The organism is Mesorhizobium sp. KACC 23794, from assembly GCF_052180275.1.
GTDB lineage: Bacteria > Pseudomonadota > Alphaproteobacteria > Rhizobiales > Rhizobiaceae > Kumtagia.
Genome location: NZ_CP197465.1, coordinates 3,669,159 through 3,689,954, shown reverse-complemented (window position 1 = coordinate 3,689,954; position 20,796 = coordinate 3,669,159). Strand labels below are relative to the sequence as shown.

Here is a 20,796-nt window from a genome sequence, read left to right as displayed (position 1 = left end):
GTCTCGGAGAGGCCAGTCAAAGCCTCAGTAGACGACGACGGTCGTCTTGCCCGGAACCCGGTTGTAGAGGTCGATGACGTCCTGGTTGATCATGCGCACGCAGCCGGACGACATGTTCTGGCCGATCGTCCACCATTCGGGCGACCCGTGGATGCGGTAGCCGGTATCCTGGCCATCCTTGAAGATATAGAGAGCGCGGGCGCCGAGCGGATTGTCGATGCCGCCAGGCTGGCCGTTGGCCCATTTCACCAGTTCCGGCTTGCGGGCGATCATCTCCGAAGGCGGCTTCCAGGTCGGCCATTCCCGCTTGTACTGGATGTTGGCGCGGCCGTTCCATTCGAAACCGGCCTTGCCGATGCCGACGCCGTAGCGCAGCGCGTCACCGCCGCTCTGCACGAGGTAGAGGAAATGATTCTTCAGATCGACGACGATGGTACCGGGCGCCTCGCCAGTCGGGTCCTGCACGATCTGGCGGCGGAACTCGCGCGGGATCTTTTCGTAAGGGATCGCCGGCAGCACGAACGAACCCTCGGTGACCGAGGCGTACATGGTCGCAGGATTGGTGACGCCGGCGTCGACGCTGATCTTCGGCCGGATCGAGCCGGTGGAACTCATGTCGAGCCCTTCCAGCGAAGGCGAACAGGCGGCGAGCGTCGTGGAACCGGCAGCGACCAGGAAGGTGCGGCGGGTCAGCTTCAATGCGTCTTGGCTGTTGTGATCACGCGACATGGCAAGCACTCGTTACTCGAACGGGTTCATCATGTCGCAACATGGTTTAAATTCAGCTAAACAACGGCAGCTTTGCGCAAACGCCGTTTACCGTGTCGCTCGGGCGCGAAAGATCGGCGAAGCCCAGGGAGTGGAAATTCAAAAGGCTGGAGCGGGTGAAGGGAATCGAACCCTCGTATTCAGCTTGGAAGGCTGCTGCTCTACCATTGAGCTACACCCGCATCGCGTCGCGACCTTATGCAATATCCGGAGGTGGTGGAAGGGGTTGGATTCGAACCAACGTAGACTGAGTCAACGGATTTACAGTCCGTCCCCTTTAACCACTCGGGCACCCTTCCTACCGTCCGGAGCCTGTTTCGAGGCTGCGTGCCGCCCGGGGAATTGTAAGCCCGGAAAGCGAAGCGCCTTATGGCGGGCCGGCAAAATCCTGTCAACCACGCCAAACTCGAATTCGACCGCAATTTCGAAGGGCCTGTGAAATGCGCGTCATCCCGGCTATAGGCGTGGAATGAGCGACGACAAGAAATCCGGCACCCCCAAGGACACCCATTACGCGAAGCTGCGGCGCGCGCATCGCGACGCGAACGCTGGCGGTCCCGTGCAGCGCGCGCGCGCGCCGATTCCGGCCGGCGACGGCCCTGCGGAAGGGCTGGTGCGGCTCTACGGCCTGCACACGGTGCGCGCCGCGCTCGACAATCCGCGCCGCAAGATCAAAACCATGCTGGTGACGCGCAACGCGCTGGAGCGGCTGGGCATAACCGACATCGCCGCCCTGCCCTTCAAGGCCGAACTGGTCGAGCCGAAGGATATCGACAAGCAGACGGGCTCCGACGCAGTGCACCAGGGCGTTATGATCGACGCGCTGCCGTTGAAACCGAAACCGCTCTCGGCGCTCGGCGAGACAAGGCTGGTCGTCGTGCTCGACCAGGTGACCGACCCGCACAATGTCGGCGCGGTGCTGCGCTCAGCGGTGGCCTTCGGCGCCGGCGCGCTGATCACGACCTCGCGCCACAGCCCGACCGAAAGCGGCGTGCTGGCCAAGGCCGCGTCCGGTGCGCTGGAGCATATCGACCTGATCGAGGTGAAGAATCTGGCCGCCGCGCTTGACGAGCTTCACGCGGGCGGCTTCCAGAGCATCGGGCTGGATTCGGAAGGGGCCGAAGAGTTGGAGCCGACGTTTTCGGGGGAGCGGGTCGCTCTCGTGCTCGGCGCCGAAGGAAAAGGCCTGCGCCTGAAGACGCGCGAAACGGTGACGGCGCTGGCCCGCCTCGACATGCCGGGCGCCATCCGCTCGCTCAACGTGTCGAACGCGGCGGCGGTGGCGCTGTACGCGGCGCGGCGGTTTTTGGCGGTACGTTGACAGGAGCCTGAGGGTCGACTGCCGTCGCGGACTTGCCGGCCGGCATGTCACCTGTAACTATTGACCGGGGCGGATGCGGGTGTGCCATCCTGCGCTGAATGGCGCGGGTTGGATCGAAGGGTTCCGCCATGCGACGGTTTTTCGGAATGTTGCTCGTTGCCGGGTTCGCCATGAGCGTTTTGGCGGGCTGCCAGAACACTGCCGGCCGGCCCGGTTTCGTCCCACCCAATTGCGGATCAGTCGGCTCGTCCTGCTCGGCGCACTGATCGCTTTTGGGCAGGGACCGATGCCCGCTGAATATGCGTCGGAGTTCGGCCTTATCGCTTGAACACGCCCGGCGTCATCCGCTCGCGCAACGTATCGAACGCCGCCGCCATGGCGTTTTTTGCAGCAAGGAAAATTTTCGTGCCCGTTGAAAGCTGCTTCACTTCCATTTGAATTTTCAGCCTGATACCTCATCTGCAACCATCGGCTTCAGCCTCTCGATGCCCGTGGGGAATTCAGGTCCCATACCCAACGGCCGGGACCTGCCTTGAGGAGTTTCGGACATGCGACGGTTTTTCAGCGTTTTTGTCATCGCCGGCTCCGCCATGTGGGCACTGGCCGGCTGTCAGAACCTTGCCGGCCAGCCCGGCGTTGATCCGGCCAATTGCGCGGTCCCGGGCTCTTCGTGCTCCCGCGACGGTGGCGGCCGGTAGGCGCGGCCGCGCGCAGGACCCGGGAGACGCATTCTCCTCACGCCAACACGGTCTGCCGGTTACCCCACCGACGGCTCAAGCCACCTCATGTGCCGCCAGCCGCTCCAGCGCCCGCACCAGCGCCGAATGATCCTCCTTTGCCCCGCCATTAGCCGCGCAGGAATTGAAAAGCTGCTGCGTGGTCGAGGTGTTGGGCAGCGCCACGCCGAGCGCCTTTGCGCCTTCCAGCGCCAGGTTCAGATCCTTGCTGTGCAGTTCGATGCGGAAGCCGGGCGCGAAGGTGCGCTTGACCATCCGCTCGCCATGCACTTCGAGGATTCTTGACGCGGCCAGCCCGCCCATCAGCGCCTGTCGGACCTTCGCCGGATCGGCGCCGGCCTTGGAGGCGAACACCAGCGCTTCCGCCACGGCCTCGATGGTGAGCGCGACGACGATCTGGTTGGCGACCTTGGTGGTTTGCCCGACGCCGTTGCCGCCGACCAGCGTGAGGTTTTTCCCCATTTTTTCGAAGATCGGCCTCGCGCGCGCGAACGCCGCTTCCGGTCCGCCGACCATGATGGTCAGCGACGCCGCTTTTGCGCCGACCTCGCCGCCCGACACCGGGGCGTCGAGATAGTCGCAGCCCAGAGCGTTGATCCTTTCTGCGAATTTTTTCGTCTCGATCGGTGATATGGAGCTCATGTCGATCACGAGCTTTCCCTTGGAAAGCCCTTCCACGACACCGTTTTCGCCGAACAGAACGTCGGCAACCTGTGGCGTGTCGGGAACCATGGTGATGATGATGTCCGCCGCCTTCGCCACCGCCGTGTGGCTGGAGACGGTCTTCAGCCCGTTGGCCACAAGATCGGCCGGCGCCGGTTTCCTGTGGTCCGACGAGACGACCGGATAGCCGGCAGCGAGCAGATGTCCCGCCATCGGCGCGCCCATGATGCCGAGGCCGATGAAGCCGATTGTCTGCATGGTTCCAGTTCCTATCGTTCAAGACTTCAATGTTTTCATTCCACTGGAACACCCCTCATCCGTCTCGGCTGCGCCTCGACACCTTCTCCCGCAAGGGGAGAAGGGGGAGCCCTGCATTTACGCTTCCGCCAATCGCCGACCCTGGAGATCGGCGGAGGCGGTCGGGCAAGGCTCCGACCTTCTCCCCTTGTGGGAGAAGGTGGCCGAGCGAAGCGAGGTCGGATGAGGGGTGTTCCAGCTTGGCGCAGAGGGTGTTGATCAGGCAGCGCACTTGCGTCCGCTCAACGCCTTGAACCACCCCAGCCCCGCCTCCGTGCCGGCCTTGGGCTTGTATTCCGCGCCGATCCAGCCGGAATACCCGATCCGGTCGAGGTGCTCATAGAGATAAGGAAAATTGATCTCGCCCGTCCCCGGCTCGTGACGGCCGGGATTGTCCGCAAGCTGGATATGCGCGATGCGGCCGAGATTGTTCTCGATGGTTCGGGCGAGATCCCCCTCCATGACCTGCATGTGGTAGATGTCGTATTGGAAATAGAGATTGTTCGAGCCGACGCGGTCGATGATCGCCAGCGCCTGGGCCGAATTGGTCAGGAAGAAGCCTGGGATGTCGACCTTCGTGTTGATCGCCTCGATCAAGAGCTTGATACCTGCGGCCTCGAAGCGCGGCGCCGCGTATTTCAGGTTTTCGACGAAGACATTTTCCAGCACCGCGCGATCCACTCCGGCGGGCGCGATGCCGGCGAGGCAGTTCACCTGTGGGCAGGCGAGCGCCTTGGCGTAGGCGATCGCCGTATCGACGCTTTTGCGGAATTCGTCGATGCGGTCGGGCAAAACGGCAATGCCGCGTTCGCCAGCCGTCCAGTTGCCGACCGGCAGGTTGAACAGCACCTGCGCCAGCCCGTTATTCTCCAGCCGCGCGGCGACGGTCTCGGGCGGATGATCATACGGGCCGATATATTCGACGCCGGTGAAGCCGGCGCGGGCGGCAGCGTCGAAGCGGTCGAGAAAATCGTGCTCGGTGAAGAGCATCGACAGATTGGCCGAGAAACGCGGCATTGGTGTTTCCTTCAAATGTATCTGCTTTCGGTGCGTCCTTCGAGGCTCGCCCGCCAGAGTTGGTATCAATGCCCCACCAGCGGTGCGGGCTCGCACCTCAGGATGAGGACCGTGGGTGCTGCTTCGCCGGTAGCAAAGGCCGGTATCAACAATCTCATTTGGCGACCTGTTAGGTGACCGTCGTGGCCAACTCGCAGCCTATGCTGGTGCTCTCTTCCTGCGGCCCTGGCAATTGGAGACGCTGCGCCGTCCGTCCTCATCCTGAGGTGCGAGCCTGCACGACTGCGCCAATCCTGGCACGACCTCATGCGGGCGAGCCTCGAAGGACGCACCGATATCATCTCCTCAATCCAGCAGCGCGATGGCGGTCGGCGCATCCTCGTTGCGTTCGGCCAGTTCCTCGAACTCGACGACGGCATCGATCTCGGTGCCCATCGAGATGTTGGTGACACGCTCGAGGATGAACTCGACGACGACGGGAACCTGATGTTCGGCCATCAGCCGTTTCGCCTCCTTGAAGGCCGCCGCGCAATCCTCCGGCCGGCGGACGCGGATCGCCTTGCAGCCCATCGCCTCGGCGACGGCGACATGGTCGACGCCGTAACCCGGCTCGGCGCCCTCGCCGCGATTGATGTTCTCGAAAGCCAGGCTGACCTCGAAATCCATCGAGAACCCGCGCTGCGCCTGGCGGATCAGGCCGAGATAGGCGTTGTTCACCACGACGTGGATGTACGGCAATTTGTGCTGCGCGCCGACCGCCAGTTCCTCGATCATGAACTGGAAATCATAGTCGCCCGACAGTGCCACGATGGTCGCATCCGGATTGGCGGCGCGCACGCCGAGTGCTGCCGGCAGCGTCCAGCCGAGTGGGCCGGCCTGGCCGCAATTGATCCAGTTGCGCGGCTTGTAGACATGTAAAAACTGCGCGCCGGCGATCTGGCTCAAACCGATGGTGGTGACATAGGTGGTGTCGCGGCCGAACGCCTTGTTCATCTCCTCGTAGACGCGCTGCGGCTTCAGCGGCACCTGATCGAAATGGGTCTTGCGCTTCAAAACCTTCTTGCGCTGCTGGCATTCCTTCGCCCAGCCCGACCAGTCGCGCAGTTTTCCCGTCGTCTTCCATTCGGTGGCGACGTCGAGCAGCATCTTCAGCGCTGCCCCGGCATCGGAGGCGACGCCGAGATCCGGCGCGAAGACACGGCCGATCTGTGTGGGCTCGATGTCGATGTGGACGAATTTGCGCCCCTCGCGGTATTTGTCGACGGAGCCGGTGTGGCGGTTTGCCCAGCGGTTGCCGACGCCGAGGACAAAATCCGAGGCGAGCATGGTGGCGTTGCCGTAGCGGTGCGAGGTCTGGAGGCCACACATGCCGGCCATCAAGCGGTGGTCGTCGGGGATGGTGCCCCAGCCCATCAGTGTCGGGATGACGGGGACGCCGGTGATCTCGGCGAATTCGATCAGCAGGTCGGAGGCGTCGGCGTTGACGATGCCGCCGCCGGCGACGATCAGCGGCTTTTCCGCCGCGTTCAGCATCGCCAGGATTTTTTCGGCCTGGCGGCGGCTCATCGCCGGTTTCGCGGCGGTGAGCGGCTCATACGCGTCGATGTCGAACTCGATCTCGGAAAGCTGAACATCGATCGGCAGGTCGACGAGAACCGGGCCGGGACGCCCCGAGCGCATGAGATAAAACGCCTTCTGCAGTGCCATTGGCAGCTGGTAGGGCTCCATGACGGTGACCGCCCATTTGGCGACGGGTGCGGCGATCGCGGCAATGTCGACGGCCTGAAAGTCCTCCTTGGTCAGCCGGGCGCGCGGCGCCTGGCCGGTGATGCACAGGATCGGGATCGAATCGGCGGAGGCCGAATAGAGCCCGGTGATCATGTCGGTGCCGGCCGGACCCGATGTGCCGACGCACAGCCCGATATTGCCCGCCCTGGCACGGGTAAACCCTTCGGCCATGTGCGAGGCGGCCTCGACATGACGCGCCAGGATGTGGCGGATCGAGCCGCGTGCCCTCAGCGCGGAGTAGAACGGATTGATCGCCGCGCCCGGCACCCCGAAGGCGCACGAGATGCCTTCCTTTTCGAGGACGAGAACAGCGGCATCGACAGCGCGCATCTTCGGCATGGCCGGCCCTTTCCTTGTTCTGAATGCGTTGTGATGGTGGGAGGATGCCAGAGCATTGCGTATTTATCAATTTTTCCAGAATATTTTTTCATTTCCCTATAATTTACGTTATGCACTGATTTTAAAGGAAAATCTCTTTTCCGGAAATTCGCCATTCCAAATTCCGGAAAAGTTTTTTATTTTGATGTCATGCAAGCTCCCGAGAAACGCCAGCGCGGCCGGCCGCGCGCCTTCAACGCCTCGCCGGAAGCCAACGCCGTGCAGTCGCTGGACCGTGGCCTGCGAATCCTTTCGATCGTCGCGGAAGCCGACGGCCTGTCGCTGAGCGAAGTGGCGGAACGCTCGGGCATCGCCGCCTCGACCGCCTACCGGATGCTGACCACGCTGGAGACCCACGGCATGGTCGAGTTCGAGAAGACCGAGCAGCTATGGTCGATCGGCGTCGCCACATACCGCATGGGCGCTGCCTTCCTGCGCCGCCGAAAACTGGCGGACCGGGCGCGCACCGTCATGCAGGACCTGATGGAAAAGACCGGGGAGACGGCCAATCTCGGCGTGGCGGAGGAGGACTGCGTTGTCTTCATCAGCCAGGTCGAGACGCACCAGGCGATCCGCGCCTTCTTCCGGCCGGGCACGCGCAGCCCGTTTCATGCCAGCGGCATCGGCAAGGCCGTGCTGGCGAACCTGCCGGCCGAGCGCGTCACCCAGATCGTCCGCAGAACCGGGCTGGAAGCCTTTACCGGCAGGACGCTGGCCGACGCCCCTGCCCTCACCGGCGACCTCGCGGAGATCAGGCGGCGCGGCTGGTCGGTCGACGACGAGGAGCGGTTTCCCGGCATGCGCTGCGTGGCGTCGGCCATCTTCAACGAGTACGGCGAGCCGATCGGCGGCATTTCGGTGTCCGGCCCTAGCGCCCGCATCACGCCGGAACGGGTGGCGGAACTGGGGCCGATGGTGCGGGCGGCGGCGGCCGCGGTTACCGGGATGATCGGGGGACGGGTGGCGGTGGTTTAGCTCACGCCGGTGGCGGAGCGCCTTCATATTGCGGCAGGCCGTCGTCGATCGTCACCCAGGGCTGCTTCGACGCGGTGAAGATGTGCATCTCCGGTTCGAACAGCGACGGATCGTCGAGCGAGCCGGTGGTCAGCCCCATGATGCCTGCCGCGTCGCGGCGGGAGAAGATCGTGGTGCCGCAGCTCGGGCAGAAACCGCGCTTCAGGTCGGGCGAGGAATGCACGGTCGCCACCATGCCGTCGATACGCACGTCGTCGATGCGGAACAGGATGCGCGCATTGAAGGCGGCGCCGATCGCCCGCTGGCAGAGACGGCAATGGCAGATGCGCTGGTTGATGGGTTTTGCGTCGGCGCTGTAGCGCACGGCGCCGCAGAGGCAGCCGCCCCGGTATTTCGCGGTCATGATTTCTCCTAATGCCGACGTGCCTGCACCAGATAGGCGTCGATGCTGGTTTCGCCGAGCCATTTGGCGGCTTCAAGGCGATGAAGGCCTTCGACCAGAACATGCCGCTCACCGTCCACCCGCACCTGGATCGGCATCTTCATGCCGTTCTCGAGGATGTCTTCCGCGAGCAGCCGGACGGTTTCCGGATGCAGCGTCTTCCGGCGCGCGGCGGGCACGTAGATGTTGTCGATCGGAACCTTGTGAATCCTAAGCATGGCTGCTCCCTGGACACATCGATAGGCCCTCGGCGGGCGAAGTCCAAGACCTTTCCGGGCGTTGGACTGGCGGCCCGGCTCTTTTCCGGGCACTCTCGCGCTGCCGATCGTTGCGGTCGCGGGGAGGTTTCCATGCGCAGATGCGCGGTCCTGGCGTCGATGGTCGCGGTCGCCGTTTCGGCCGGAGCCATTGCCGTGCTTCCGGTTCCCGTACAGGCGCTCGAGCCGGAGCGCTACACCGTCTACTGCGCCGACGACCGGATCGAGATCTCGTTCTGGGATCTCGAGCAGATGAAGGTGCGGCGGGGCCTCGATGTGTGCCAGTTCGCCAGCTATACGAGCTACAGCGACGCCCTGAACTTCGCGCGGAAGAATTTCGGCGGCGAGGGCGAATCCTGCAGCTGTTGATTCGACGGACATTTGCCGGAAGAAACGCGTCGGCGGCTTTTTGGCGCGAGGGCAACGAAAAGGCCGGCGGAGCGCCCTGTCGGGGAACCCGCGCCGGCCAGCCGGCCCTTGGGAGGTCGGTCGACTTCAGATGTTCTTCGCGCCCATCTCCTGCGCGATGTAGTCCGCCTGCCTTATTGCCAGCGTGACGATGGTCAGCGTCGGGTTCTCGGCGCCGCCGGTGGTGAACTGGCTGCCATCCGAGACGAACAGGTTTTTCACGTCATGCGTCTGGCCGTGCTTGTTGACCACGCCGTCGGCCGCTTTATCGCTCATCCGGTTGGTGCCCAGATTGTGCGTCGACGGATAGGGCGGCGTCGGGAAGGAGCGCGTGGCGCCGACCGCATCGTAGAGCGCCATGCCTTGCTTGTAGGCGTGGTTGCGCATGGCGGTGTCGTTGGCATGGTCGGTGAAGGCGACGTCGGGCACCGGCAAGCCGTGCTTGTCCTTCAGTTCCTTGTGCAAGGTCACGCGGTTCTGCTCCTGCGGCATGTCCTCGCCGACGATCCACATGCCGGCCATGTGGTCGTAATGGTCGAGCGCCGTCGTAAAACTCCGGCCCCAGGCGCCGGGGTTGAGGAAGGCGGCCATGAACGGCAGTCCGAGCGCCAGCGTCTCCATCTCGTAGCCGCCGACGAAGCCGCGCGACGGATCGTGCTTCGCCTCGTCGCGGATGATTCCGGCCATGGTCGTGCCGCGGTAGAAATGCACCGGCTTGTCGAAGATCGCGTAAACCGACCCGGTGGTGTGGCGCATGTAGTTCTTGCCAACCTGACCCGACGAATTGGCGAGGCCATCCGGGAATTTGTTCGAGGCCGAGTTGAGCAGCAGCCGGGGGCTTTCGATCGAGTTGCAGGCGACGCAGACAACGCGCGCCTTCTGGCTTACCACCTTGCCGTCCTTGTCGGCGTAGACGACGTTGGTCACCTTGCCGCTGTCGTCGTGCTCGATCTTCAGCACCATCGAGTTCGGCCGCACCTCAAGCTTGCCGGTCGCCTCGCCCTTGGGGATTTCGGTGTAGAGCGTCGACCATTTGGCGCCCCACTTGCAGCCCTGGAAGCAGAAGCCGGTCTGCTGGCAGCCCATGCGGCCGTCGCGCTCGGCCGAGTTGATGGCCATGTTGCCGGTGTGGCATTCCTTGTAGCCGAGCTTGTCGGCGCCGGCCTTCAGAATCTTGAAATTGTTGTTGCCGGGCAGGCCCTCGATGCCGGTGGTGCGGGTGACGCCCATCTTGTCCTCGGCCTTGGCGTAATAAGGCTCCAGGTCGGCAAGGGTGATCGGCCAGTCGAGCAGGTTGGCGCCGTCGACCTTGCCGTAATGCGTCAGAACCTTGAATTCATGCTCCTGGAAACGTAGCGAGGCGCCCGCCCAATGGGTGGTCGTGCCGCCGACCGCCTTGACGATCCAGGCCGGCAGGTTCGGGAAATCCTTGGTGATGCGCCAGGCGCCGGACGTCGTGCGGTTGTCCAGCCAGGCGAGTTGCGAGAAGGAGTCCCACTCGTCGTTGATGAAATCGTCGTATTCGATGCGGTTGCCGGCTTCGAGGATGACGGTGTCGATGCCCTTCTGGGCGAGTTCGTTGCCGAGCGTGCCGCCGCCGGCGCCCGAGCCGATGATGACGACAACGCCGTCGTCGTTGAGATCGTATGGTGCAGCCATGGTTTCCTCCCAAAGGCCTTGATTCTGATGGTTCGACGCGATCGACAGGACGAAGGGGCTAGAGCCACTCGATGTCGTCGAAACCGCGCGCGATGTATCCGCCCTTGGAATAGGATTCGCCCTCGTAGCCGAAGATCGGCCACACCTCCTTCTGATTGTAGAGGCCGACCACCAGCCCGCCGCGAATCGCCTGGAAGAACGGCGTCTCCTCGATCTGTTGGAGCACCTTGACGCGCTCTTCCTCCCAGCCGAGGCCGCGATAGCCGCCGGCGCCCGACCGCTGGTCGAGGTCGGCGACGCCGTTCTCGATCAAGTCCTTGTGCGCGGCATCCTTGGCGGCGGCAGCGTCATGGCTTTTCACGGCGATCGCGTAATATCTGTCCGGCACCTGATCGTGCGGATAGATGTCGCGGGCCATCTGGATCAGCGTCGCCATGGTTTCCGGCTTGAGCGTTGCCGTCTCAAGCCCCCAGGCGTTTTGCGGGCTGATCACCGCCGTGCCGCTGATGACGAGCAGCGCGCCGGCCGCCCCTCCCCGCTTCAACAGTTCGCGGCGGGAAATCCCCGGCTTGCTCTCGTATAGGGTGACCATCTTTTCCTCCCTTGCTTGCTATCGGCGCCACACGGCGCCCTTGCTGGCTGACGTCCCTCCGTCCGCCACTTATCGATATCGGCCGTGCCGCTGGAGCACCTCGATCTTGTAGCCGTCCGGATCCTCGACGAAAAAGAAGCGCGCCAGGAGCGCGCCTTCGCGGTTGAACTCGACGATCTTTCGCGGATTGAGCCCGGCCGTCTCGAAGCGGGCGTGCTCGGCGTCGAGATCGTCGACGCAGAAGGCGATGTGGCCATAGCCGTCGCCCAGCGCGTAGGGTTCCGTCCGCCCTTTGTTGACGGTCAGTTCGACCTCGAAATCGGCCTGCGGATTGCGCAGATAGAGCAGCGTGAACGTTTCGAAATCCAGGCGGTCGGCAATGTCGAGGCCGAAGGCGGTCCTGTAGAATTCCACCGAGCGCGCCTCGTCGAGCACGCGGATCATAGAATGTATCGCTTTGGCCAAATCGGTCTCCGTCGTTGCTGTTCTGGATCGATTATGGGCTGCCCGGCCCGCATTTGGTGGCAGCCCGTTACCACGGAGCATGCTCCGATCTGCCGCCGGACAAAAGTCCGATTGCAGGAAGCGGCGTTTGCGCTGAATATGACGCCAGGGAGAAAAGCTCCGCCGCCAGGCTCGTCTTCAGTCGGTGCGGCCAAGACCAAGAACGAGGAGATCGACATGTGCAAAGTGTTCGCCGGGCAGGATCCGGAAGGCTATCGCCAGATCAACCGCTCGATCCGCATTGCCGGCCATTCGACCAGCATCCAGCTGGAGAAGACGTTCTGGGAACTGCTGGACGAGATCGCCGCCGGACAGGGCCTGACGACGCCGAAATTCATCTCGAAGCTCTATGACGAGGCGATCGAGATCAACGGGGAGATTCCGAATTTCGCGTCGATGCTGCGCACCACCTGCGCGCTCTATCTGCGCGGCCACCGGCCCGGCGACGCGGATATCAGGGCGCTGCACAGCGAAGCGGCCTGACCGGCGAGCTTGAAGTTGACGAGCAGGGCGCGAACGGTGCCCCGCTCAAATTGCGACTAGTTTCAAGCCAACTTCAGCCGATCACTTTGGCAACGTCGAGCGCGACCTGCGCCGCTGTGCGAAACAGTTCCTGGCGTTCGGACAGCGCGGTTTCCTCGCCCGTCAGCAGGCTGTCGACGATGGTGCAGATCGACAGCGCCCGGTAGCCCAGCGCGGAAGACAGCGCGAACAGGTTGGCGGTCTCCATATCGACGGCGGTGATGCCCTTGGCACGCGGCAAGTCGAACCGTGTCTCCGGTTCGGGATGATAGAAGATGTCGCTGGAGACCATCGATCCGGCATGGAAAGGAATCGATGCCGCCCGCGCGGCCTCCACCGCGAGCCGCGCCAGTTCGGGGTCGGGCCGGCCGATCGGGTCGCCAGCCGCCACGTCGAAATCCATGACCGCGCTTTCGGCGAAAAAGATATCGCGCAGCGGCGTCGACGCCGTCAGCGCGCCGCAGGAGCCGACGCGGATGACGGTGCGCACGCCGTAGGACGCGATCAGTTCATGGACATAGATGGTAAAGGACGGACGGCCCATGCCAGTCGTCTGCACGCTGATACGTTTTCCCTGGTAGAAGCCGGTGAAGCCGAGTGCGCCCCGTACGCTGTTCACGCAGCGCGCGTCGTCAAGGAATGTCTCGGCGATCCATTTGGCACGCAACGGGTCTCCGGGAACCAGGACGGTTTCCGCATAGTCGCCCGGCGATGCCTCGTTATGCGGTGTCATTGGTCCCCCGACCGCTTTCCGCGCTGTGACACACTATGCGGCCGGAACGGCCGCCGGTTCATTCGCTCTCCAGCACTTCCTTGACCACGGTTGCAAGCTGCTTCAGCGAGAACGGTTTTGGCAGGAAGCCGAATTTTGCCTCCGCCGGCAGATTGCGCGCGAATGCGTCTTCCGCATAGCCGGAAACGAAGATGAACTTGATGTTTGGATCGATCTTGCGCAATTCGCCGAGCAGCGTCGGCCCGTCCATCTCCGGCATGACGACGTCCGACACCACGATGTCGATCCTGCCTTCGAGCTCGCGGTAGATTTCCAGCGCCTCGACGCCGGAGGACGCTTCGTGCACGGTATAACCGCGCGAGGTCAGCGCCCGCATGCCGCCCATGCGCACCGCGTCCTCGTCCTCGACCAGCAGGACGGTTGCGGAACCCGAAAGGTCGCGCGACGCGTCGTTCGGCTTGGGCGGCGCAGCGACGGCAGCGCCATTGCCGGACGGCGGCTGCGCACCATCGGCCGCCTCGGGCTGGGCGGCGGCCCCCGGAGCCACGGCGCGGATCTCGGGAATATGGCGCGGCAGGAAGATGCGGAACACCGTGCCTTTTCCGACTTCGGAATCGCAGAAAATGAAGCCGCCGGTCTGCTTGATGATGCCATAGACCATCGACAGGCCGAGGCCGGTGCCCTTGCCGACCTCCTTGGTGGTGAAGAAGGGTTCGAAGATCTTCTTCAGCACGGCAGGCGCGATGCCGGTGCCGGTATCCTCGACCTCGATCAGCACAAAGTCGCCGGTTTCCAACTCGCGATGATAGGAGAAGGAGCGGGACTCGTCGGCGGTGACATTGCGTGTCCGCACCGTCAGCACGCCGCCGGAAGGCATGGCGTCGCGGGCGTTGACCGCGAGATTGACGACCACCTGCTCGAACTGGCTGATGTCGACCTTCACCGGCCAGAGGTCGCGGCCGTGATCGACCTTGAGCTTGACATTGTTGCCGACCAGCCGGGCCAGCAGCATGCGCAGGTCGGCAAGCACATCGGTCAGGTTGAGGACTTCCGGCCGCAGGGTCTGCTTGCGCGAGAACGCCAGCAGTTGCCTGACCAGCGAAGCCGCCCGGTTGGCGTTCTGCTTGATGTTCATGATGTCCGGGAAGGACGGATCGGACGGCCTGTGGTTGGTCAGAAGCAGGTCGGAGGCCATGATGATGGCCGTCAGCACGTTGTTGAAGTCGTGCGCGATGCCGCCGGCGAGCTGGCCCACCGCCTGCATCTTCTGGCTCTGGGCCATCTGGCCTTCCAGCGCCTTCTGCTCCGTCATCTCGACGGCGTAGACGATCGCCGCCTCCTCGGCGTCCTCGCTGCCCGGGCCGTCGGCCACGGCGTTCACATAGAGCCGGACATGCCGCTCCTCATTGTTGGGGAGCACCGTGTCGATGGTGTCGATCTCGGCCTGCCGGCGGCGGGCCCTCTCCAGCGCCAGAGCGAAGGCGGCGCGGTCGCGTTCGTGGATCATCGATTCGAAGCGGACATGGCGATCGATCGCGTCGCGGTCGACGATGCTGGAGAACAGCGAGAAGAACGGCGCGTTGGTGCGAACGATGCGTCCCTGTTGGTCGACGCCGGCGATCGCCATCGGCGTGGAATTGAAGAAGCGTGTGAAGCGGTTCTCGGAAGCCCTTAGATCGGCAGAGGAATCCTCGCCCTGCGTCCGGTTCAGGACGATCGTCCGGGTCGGGCCGCTGGAGCCGTCCCGGTTGGCTGTCACCCTGTGCAGGAAACGCACCGGCAGCGCCTGCCCGGTCGACATGGCGAGGTCGAGGTCGATGACCGCGTTCCTGGTGGTGCCCGGATCGGCCTTCACGGAGCGGATCAGCGCCATGCCGTCGCCGGCGACGACCCCGTCGAGCGTGACCTCGCCGGAGGTGAAGCCCGTCAGGTCGATGCCCAGCCATTCGGCGAGCGTGGCGTTGAGGTAGGTTATGCGGTTCTCGGCATCGGCGGCAAAGAAGCCGGCCGGCGCGTGGTCGAGATGGTCGATCGCCTGCTGCAGGTCGAGGAAGAAGCGCTCCTGCTCGGCACGCTCGCGCGAGATGTCGGCAAGCTGCCAGGCGGAAAGCGGCTGGCGCTCACCCGGGACCTTGAACGTCCGGGCCTGGGCGCGATACCAGCGCGGCCCGCCATCGACGCCGGGCTTGATCGACCGGGCCATGCGGAATTCGCCGCTGCCGGGCTGGCCGTCGCGCAGGCCCGACGCCAGCCGGTAGATCGTGTCGGCAGCCTCGGGCGCATCCGAGAGCAGCGATTCGACGGTGCGCAGGTCGGAGGCACTGGTTGCGCCGGTCATGTCGGCATAGGCGCGGTTGGCGTAGATCACGCGCGCCTTACCGTCTGTGACGATCAGGCCCTGCGCCATCGAATCGATGAAGGACTTCGACAGTTCGTCGGTGGTGGATTTCGATGCGATCTGCACGAAGCCGATCGCCGCGGCGAACAGGAAACCGACGCCGGTCATGGCCAGCACACCAAGCATGCCCAGCAGGAACGGATCCCCCAGCCTGTCGCGGAATATGCCGAAGACGATTGCCGCGCCGGTCAGCACGACGATGAAGGTGATCAGCCGGGTGATCGCGCCGGGCCGCGTGCCTTGATCGACGATCGGTACGGGATAGAAATCGCCGCGCGTGTCCTTCGCCATCAGAGCGCGATTCCCGCCATTTGCCGCTGTCCACCCCATTTTTCGAATCGGCCCAGATCAGATACTCCTTAACCTGAAAAGCCCATCGGCAAAAAGCGCTGAAAAGCCTCACTTCGGGCGGAAATGCCGCTGTCCGCGACATATCGCCGGGCATGCAAGGTAGTCCGAAACCAAGGCCCCAGGAAGGTTCCATCCGCGCCGCCTTTGCTCTAGTGTCCCCGCCGCGGCTGGCAATGATGCGGGGATCGAAATGCTGGACTTTTTGGATGAGGTAGCAGGTCCAGGATATTCGCAGGGGATCGTGGTGACCCTGCTCGCGCTGTTCGCCCTTATCCTTCTCCTGTTGGCCATCAGGCTGTTGCGCGGCCTGTTTGCCGGCACGTTCGTAGCCGGCGGCCGCAACCGAAAGACGCGGCTCGCTGTGATGGACGCGACGGCCCTCGACAATGAGCGGCGCTTGGTGCTGGTCCGCCGCGACGACATCGAGCATCTGCTGTTGATTGGTGGAAAGAGCGATATCGTGGTCGAGCGCGACATCCGCATCGGCCAGCAGCGCCGGCCGGCAATACCGACGGAGCCTGCGCGGGAGCCGCAGGTCGCCCAGCCTGCTGCGCCGCAGCCGGCGCCGCCCGCCGTCCCGCCAAGACGCGCGCCCGAACCGGCACGCGCCGCACCGCCGGCTCCCATAAGCCGCCTTCCGGCGCAGCCGGCGCCGCGTCCGCCCGAAATGCTGCCGCTGCGCCCCGCCGCGCGGCCCGAGCCGGCGAGACTGGCGCCTGCGCCTCAACCGACCGTCGCGCCGCGACCCGAGCCCCGCATCCCGCCCGTGGCGCCCCCTGCCCCGCCGCCGCACGCCAATTCCGTGCAAGCCCAGGCCGACGACCTCGACGACGCCCTACTGAAGGAACTGGAAGTCTCTCTGGACGACAACGACGCCAGGCCGGGCAAGCCGCAGCAGGCGCCCACGCTCGATGAGGAGATGGCGAAGCTGCTGGGCGAACTGTCGAACCCGAGGCGGTAGGCCCGGAGCCTCGCACAAAAAGAAAAAGCGGCTCGACGCCGCTTTTTCTTTTTGTCCGCAAAACTGGTTTCGGAAATCAATCGTCGCGATAGACTTTTTCGCGACGCTCGTGCCGCTCCTGCGCCTCGATCGAAAGCGTGGCGATCGGTCGGGCATCGAGGCGCTTGAGCGAGATCGGCTCGCCGGTCTCCTCGCAGAAACCGTAGGTGCCTTCGTCGATGCGCATCAGGGCCGAGTCTATCTTGGCGATCAGCTTGCGCTGGCGGTCGCGGGCCCGGAGCTCGATGGCACGGTCCGTTTCGGAGGAGGCGCGGTCGGCGAGGTCGGGGTGGTTGGCGTTTTCCTGCTGCAGGATTTCCAGTGTTTCGCGGGCTTCCTTGAGTATGTCACTCTTCCAAGTCATGAGTTTTGCCCGGAAATAAGCTTTCTGCCTTTCATTCATGAAAGGCTCTTCATCCGAGGGCACGTAGTCGGCATTAACGAGAACGCTCATTCGACTCATCCCATTACCCCTAGTTTTTTCGCGCCTATATATTCGCCGCCTCCAAGGGGCACAAGATCATTCCGTGCAACCGTCACGCAATTGTTAGCTGTGCCCGGAGGCGACTTGGCGTGTCGGTAGCACAGCTTGCATGACATTGATTTGATAAAGGAATGACGATCGCGGCGGGCCATTGCGCAGTACGGTTTCGACGGCTATTCCCAATGCCGCAAGGGAACCTCAGATGAGCACGCTCTATCTTCTCAGGCATGCCAAGGCCGGCTGGGCGCAGCCCGGAATGCGCGATTTCGACCGCCCGCTCGATGCTTCCGGCGTCAAGGACGCAGGCACGATCGGCATCGTCATGCGCGAACGGGGCTATGTGCCCGACCTCACGCTATGCTCCACCGCCCAGCGCGCCCGCCAGACGCTGGAGGGCGTCGCGACGAACGCCGACACCGGGCGTGTGCTTTTCCTGGACCGGCTGTATTCGGAGGATGCGGCGGGCTATCTCTCGGCCGTGCACGAGAACGATGGGCGCGGCTCGCTGCTGATCATCGGCCACAATCCGATGATGGAGGATCTGGCGCTGGCCGTAGCCGGCACGGGCGATGCGGCCGCGCTGGCGGCGATCCGTTCCGGCTTTCCGACATCAGGACTGGCGGCGATCGTCTTCAAGACCCCGCTTTCCCGGGCTCGTCCGGGCCAGGGCCACCTGGAGGCATTCCTGACGCCGGCCGATATCGGGCAGCACGGGCGCTAGGCCTGCCGACGACGCCGGCATTTCAATTGCCGCCACGCTCGCCTATATCGCCGGGACGGTTTGCAGCGGGATGTCCGGTTTGGCGTCACTTACCAGTTTCACCGACGAGGCGCGCATTGCGCTGGACACGCTTACCGGACGCGCCGCGACCCTGTTCTCGCAGCCATCGCTGCGGCTGGGCGTTACCGGCCTGTCGCGCGCCGGCAAGACCGTGTTCATCACCGCGCTCGTCCACAACCTGATCCATGGCGGGCGGCTGCCGCTGTTCGACGCCCGCAAATCCGGGCGCATTGCCCGAGCCGGGCTCGAGCAGCAGCCTGACGACGCGGTGCCGCGTTTCCAGTACGAGGATCATGTCGAGGCACTGGTGAATGCGCGGATATGGCCGGATTCGACCCGCGCCATCTCCGAACTTCGCCTGACGGTCGAATACGAGTCCGCATCCGGCTGGAACCGCATGTTCTCCAGTGGGCGGCTCGCCATCGACATCGTCGACTATCCGGGCGAATGGCTGCTCGACCTGCCGCTGCTCGGCAAGGATTTCCGGCAATTCTCGAAGGAGACGGTGGATCTGGCCGCCCTGCCCGTCCGCGCCGACCTTGCGGCGGCATGGCGGGACCTCGCGGCATCCGCCGATCCGACCGCGGATGCCGACGAGATGACAGCGAGACGCCTTGCGGAGGCCTTCGCCGGCTATCTCAAGGCCTGCAAGCTCGACGAGCGTGCATTGTCGACGCTGCCGCCGGGTCGCTTCCTGATGCCGGGCGACCTCGACGGATCGCCGGCGCTGACGTTTTCCCCGCTGGTGCTCGACGGCGACCGGCCGGCGCAACCGGGTTCGCTGCACGCGATGATGGAACGGCGCTACGAGGCCTACAAGACGCATGTGGTGAAGCCGTTCTTTCGTGAGCATATCGCACGGCTGGACCGGCAGATCGTGCTGGTCGACGCCTTGCAGGCGCTGAATGCCGGCCCCTGGGCGATGGCCGACCTGGAACGGGCGCTCGGCGAAATCCTCGCCTGCTTCCGCATCGGGCGCGGCGGTTTTCTCACCGATTTCTTCTCGCACCGCATCGACCGTATCCTTGTCGCCGCGACCAAGGCCGACCATCTGCACCACGAAAGCCACGACCGGCTTCAGGCAATCGTCAAACGCATCGCCGACCGCGCGGTGAAACGCGCCGACCTGACGGGAGCCGAGGTCGACGTGCTCGCCATGGCCGCGGTGCGGGTGACGCGCGAGGGCACGGTCAAACATGGCCGCGAGGAATTGCCGGTGATCATCGGCACGCCGCTGAAAGGCGAGACCATTGGCGACGAGGTCTTTGACGGCAAGACCGAGACGGCGGTCTTTCCCGGCGACCTGCCGGGAAGAATCGAATCGGCATTCGAGACGGTTTCCGGAGACGCCGGCGAGAATGCCATCCGCTTCGTCCGCTTCCGCCCGCCGAAGCTGGAGCGTGCCGCCGACGGCATGACCTTGTCGCTGCCGCATATCCGCCTCGACCGCGCCATGCAGTTCCTGCTGGGGGATCGCCTCGCATGACACCGCCCCGCAAGCCTGCATCTTTCCGCCTCTCCAGCGAGACGTCCGAGCAGCCTGTCCCCGCCCCGCAGCGAGCGGCTTCCGTCTCGAAACCGGCCGTCACTGAAGAACCTGCCAGGCCGAGACTGCCGCGCGCGCTGAAAGCCGAGGATGCTGTCGTGCTGCCGGCGGAGACGGATTTCTTCGCCGAGCCGGAGGCTGTCGCCGGCGACCCGCCGCCCGCCACCGCGCCAAAGAAGCGGTCGTGGCTGGCGACGATCTTCACGACAGCTTTTGGCGTGCTTGTCTCGCTCGCCGTCGGGCTATGGACCGACCAGTTGATCCGCGACCTGTTCGCGCGCGCCGAGTGGCTGGGATGGGTTGCGGCGGCGGCGGCGGCGGTCGCGTTGCTGGCGCTGATCGTCATCTTCGCCCGCGAAATGCTTGCGCTGTCGCGGCTCTCGACGATCGGGCATCTGCGCGACGCAGCGGCCGACGCCATACGCCGGGACGATTCCGCCGCGGCGCGCAAGGTGGTCGCCGAGCTGACGCTGCTGGTTGCCGGCAACGCCGAAACCGCCGCAGGACGGCGGGCGCTGGCCGACCTCAAGGGCGAGATCATCGACGGCGCCAATCTCGTCCGTCTCGCCGAGGCCGAACTCCTCGGCCCGCTCGACGCGCGGGCAAAAACCATGATCCTCGACGCAGCCAAGCGCGTGTCGATCGTCACCGCGGTCAGCCCGCGAGCCTTGGTCGACCTCGCCTACGTGGTGTTCGAGGCGGGCCGGCTGATTCGCCGCCTGTCGGAACTCTATGGCGGCCGGCCGGGCACGCTCGGCTTCTTCCGGCTGGCGCGCAGCGTGCTTGCGCATCTGGCGGTTACCGGCGCGATCGCCGCCGGAGACGATTTCGTGCACCAGATCGTCGGCCAAGGCCTTGCGGCGCGGCTTTCCGCAAAACTCGGCGAAGGCGTGGTCAACGGCACGATGACCGCGCGCATCGGCATCGCGGCGATGGAGACGGTGAGGCCCCTGCCCTTCAATGCTCTGAAACGGCCGAGACTGACGGATTTCCTCGCAGCGCTCGCCTCCTTCACCAAGAGCAAAGCGTCGGGAAAAGACATACCCGGCAAATGATGCGGTATCGTGCCGGCGACCGTTCCGGGAAGGCAGAAAGCCGACCGTTAAGGAAAGCATTAACCAATCTTGGTCATGTTCGCACACAGCAAAGCAGCCTCCTGTGCGTGGACAGTCCTC

20 protein-coding genes and 2 tRNA genes are annotated in these 20,796 nt (G+C 64.4%); 8 read left to right on the top strand and 14 right to left on the bottom strand.

Annotation, left to right across the window (positions count from 1 at the left end; genetic code table 11):
* Positions 1 to 24: 24 nt before the first annotated feature.
* The 3 genes from ACSBOB_RS18000 to ACSBOB_RS17990 form a co-directional block, all read right to left on the bottom strand.
* On the bottom strand, positions 25 to 729 hold the full coding sequence (locus ACSBOB_RS18000) for a L,D-transpeptidase (RefSeq protein WP_442577472.1): 705 nt from the start codon (positions 727 to 729) through the stop codon (positions 25 to 27).
* 147 nt (positions 730 to 876) lie between these two features.
* Positions 877 to 950 (bottom strand) — tRNA-Gly (locus ACSBOB_RS17995).
* Between the two features lie 32 nt (positions 951 to 982).
* Positions 983 to 1,067, bottom strand: a tRNA-Tyr gene (locus tag ACSBOB_RS17990).
* Between the two features lie 170 nt (positions 1,068 to 1,237).
* Here ACSBOB_RS17990 and ACSBOB_RS17985 point away from each other — a divergent pair.
* Positions 1,238 to 2,089, top strand: coding sequence for a TrmH family RNA methyltransferase (locus ACSBOB_RS17985; protein ID WP_442577471.1), 852 nt, complete (start codon positions 1,238 to 1,240; stop codon positions 2,087 to 2,089).
* 773 nt (positions 2,090 to 2,862) lie between these two features.
* Here the strand turns inward: ACSBOB_RS17985 and ACSBOB_RS17980 are convergent.
* The 3 genes from ACSBOB_RS17980 to gcl all read right to left on the bottom strand — a co-directional run bounded on the left by ACSBOB_RS17980 (position 2,863) and on the right by gcl (position 6,930).
* Positions 2,863 to 3,747 carry a 2-hydroxy-3-oxopropionate reductase gene (locus ACSBOB_RS17980; protein WP_442577470.1) on the bottom strand — a complete coding sequence of 295 codons (885 nt, stop codon included), beginning with the start codon at positions 3,745 to 3,747 and terminating at the stop codon, positions 2,863 to 2,865.
* A gap of 258 nt (positions 3,748 to 4,005) precedes the next feature.
* The gene (gene hyi / locus ACSBOB_RS17975) at positions 4,006 to 4,803 is read right to left on the bottom strand and encodes a hydroxypyruvate isomerase (RefSeq protein ID WP_442577469.1); all 798 of its coding nucleotides are present in this window, start codon (positions 4,801 to 4,803) and stop codon (positions 4,006 to 4,008) included.
* A gap of 345 nt (positions 4,804 to 5,148) precedes the next feature.
* Positions 5,149 to 6,930: a glyoxylate carboligase gene (gene gcl, locus ACSBOB_RS17970; RefSeq protein WP_442577468.1), complete on the bottom strand. Its 1,782-nt coding sequence runs from the start codon at positions 6,928 to 6,930 to the stop codon at positions 5,149 to 5,151.
* A gap of 189 nt (positions 6,931 to 7,119) precedes the next feature.
* Here gcl and bhcR point away from each other — a divergent pair, with 189 nt between their 5' ends.
* Complete coding sequence (gene bhcR, locus ACSBOB_RS17965) at positions 7,120 to 7,944, top strand: HTH-type transcriptional regulator BhcR (protein ID WP_442577467.1); 825 nt, start codon at positions 7,120 to 7,122, stop codon at positions 7,942 to 7,944.
* A 1-nt stretch (position 7,945) separates the two neighbouring features.
* Here bhcR and ACSBOB_RS17960 read toward each other — a convergent pair whose 3' ends face one another.
* Positions 7,946 to 8,347, bottom strand: coding sequence for a GFA family protein (locus tag ACSBOB_RS17960; protein WP_442577466.1), 402 nt, complete (start codon positions 8,345 to 8,347; stop codon positions 7,946 to 7,948).
* Between the two features lie 8 nt (positions 8,348 to 8,355).
* Entirely contained in the window at positions 8,356 to 8,604 is a 249-nt protein-coding gene (locus tag ACSBOB_RS17955) for a ParB N-terminal domain-containing protein (RefSeq protein WP_442577465.1), read from the bottom strand.
* Between the two features lie 132 nt (positions 8,605 to 8,736).
* On the opposite strand from ACSBOB_RS17955, the gene ACSBOB_RS17950 reads away from it, so the two are divergent.
* Positions 8,737 to 9,012, top strand: coding sequence for a hypothetical protein (locus tag ACSBOB_RS17950; protein WP_442577464.1), 276 nt, complete (start codon positions 8,737 to 8,739; stop codon positions 9,010 to 9,012).
* 126 nt (positions 9,013 to 9,138) lie between these two features.
* Here ACSBOB_RS17950 and ACSBOB_RS17945 read toward each other — a convergent pair whose 3' ends face one another.
* The 3 genes from ACSBOB_RS17945 to ACSBOB_RS17935 all read right to left on the bottom strand — a co-directional run bounded on the left by ACSBOB_RS17945 (position 9,139) and on the right by ACSBOB_RS17935 (position 11,767).
* The gene (locus ACSBOB_RS17945) at positions 9,139 to 10,710 is read right to left on the bottom strand and encodes a GMC family oxidoreductase (RefSeq protein ID WP_442577463.1); all 1,572 of its coding nucleotides are present in this window, start codon (positions 10,708 to 10,710) and stop codon (positions 9,139 to 9,141) included.
* A 58-nt stretch (positions 10,711 to 10,768) separates the two neighbouring features.
* Positions 10,769 to 11,302: a twin-arginine translocation signal domain-containing protein gene (locus ACSBOB_RS17940; protein ID WP_442577462.1), complete on the bottom strand. Its 534-nt coding sequence runs from the start codon at positions 11,300 to 11,302 to the stop codon at positions 10,769 to 10,771.
* 69 nt (positions 11,303 to 11,371) lie between these two features.
* Positions 11,372 to 11,767, bottom strand: coding sequence for a VOC family protein (locus ACSBOB_RS17935; protein ID WP_442577461.1), 396 nt, complete (start codon positions 11,765 to 11,767; stop codon positions 11,372 to 11,374).
* A gap of 216 nt (positions 11,768 to 11,983) precedes the next feature.
* Here ACSBOB_RS17935 and ACSBOB_RS17930 point away from each other — a divergent pair, with 216 nt between their 5' ends.
* Entirely contained in the window at positions 11,984 to 12,289 is a 306-nt protein-coding gene (locus ACSBOB_RS17930) for a ribbon-helix-helix domain-containing protein (RefSeq protein WP_442577460.1), read from the top strand.
* Between the two features lie 73 nt (positions 12,290 to 12,362).
* Here ACSBOB_RS17930 and deoD read toward each other — a convergent pair whose 3' ends face one another.
* Together deoD and cckA are read right to left on the bottom strand one after the other, a co-directional pair.
* A complete protein-coding gene (gene deoD, locus ACSBOB_RS17925) occupies positions 12,363 to 13,061 on the bottom strand; it encodes a purine-nucleoside phosphorylase (RefSeq protein ID WP_442577459.1) in 699 nt (232 codons plus the stop codon).
* Between the two features lie 58 nt (positions 13,062 to 13,119).
* Positions 13,120 to 15,750: a cell cycle histidine kinase CckA gene (gene cckA, locus ACSBOB_RS17920; RefSeq protein ID WP_442577458.1), complete on the bottom strand. Its 2,631-nt coding sequence runs from the start codon at positions 15,748 to 15,750 to the stop codon at positions 13,120 to 13,122.
* Between the two features lie 250 nt (positions 15,751 to 16,000).
* Between cckA and ACSBOB_RS17915 the strand changes: the two genes are divergently transcribed.
* A complete protein-coding gene (locus tag ACSBOB_RS17915) occupies positions 16,001 to 16,771 on the top strand; it encodes a hypothetical protein (RefSeq protein WP_442577457.1) in 771 nt (256 codons plus the stop codon).
* A gap of 76 nt (positions 16,772 to 16,847) precedes the next feature.
* Here ACSBOB_RS17915 and dksA read toward each other — a convergent pair whose 3' ends face one another.
* On the bottom strand, positions 16,848 to 17,264 hold the full coding sequence (dksA, locus tag ACSBOB_RS17910; RefSeq protein WP_442577456.1) for an RNA polymerase-binding protein DksA: 417 nt from the start codon (positions 17,262 to 17,264) through the stop codon (positions 16,848 to 16,850).
* Positions 17,265 to 17,496: 232 nt separating this feature from the next.
* On the opposite strand from dksA, the gene ACSBOB_RS17905 reads away from it, so the two are divergent.
* The 3 genes from ACSBOB_RS17905 (at position 17,497) to ACSBOB_RS17895 (ending at position 20,676) form a co-directional block, all read left to right on the top strand.
* Positions 17,497 to 18,015, top strand: coding sequence for a SixA phosphatase family protein (locus ACSBOB_RS17905; RefSeq protein WP_442577455.1), 519 nt, complete (start codon positions 17,497 to 17,499; stop codon positions 18,013 to 18,015).
* A gap of 70 nt (positions 18,016 to 18,085) precedes the next feature.
* Positions 18,086 to 19,561 (top strand): YcjX family protein, encoded by a 1,476-nt coding sequence (locus tag ACSBOB_RS17900; RefSeq protein WP_442577454.1) that lies wholly within the window; start codon positions 18,086 to 18,088, stop codon positions 19,559 to 19,561.
* A complete protein-coding gene (locus ACSBOB_RS17895; RefSeq protein WP_442577453.1) occupies positions 19,558 to 20,676 on the top strand; it encodes a YcjF family protein in 1,119 nt (372 codons plus the stop codon). Before ACSBOB_RS17900 ends, ACSBOB_RS17895 begins: the two co-directional genes overlap by 4 nt.
* Positions 20,677 to 20,796: the final 120 nt, after the last annotated feature.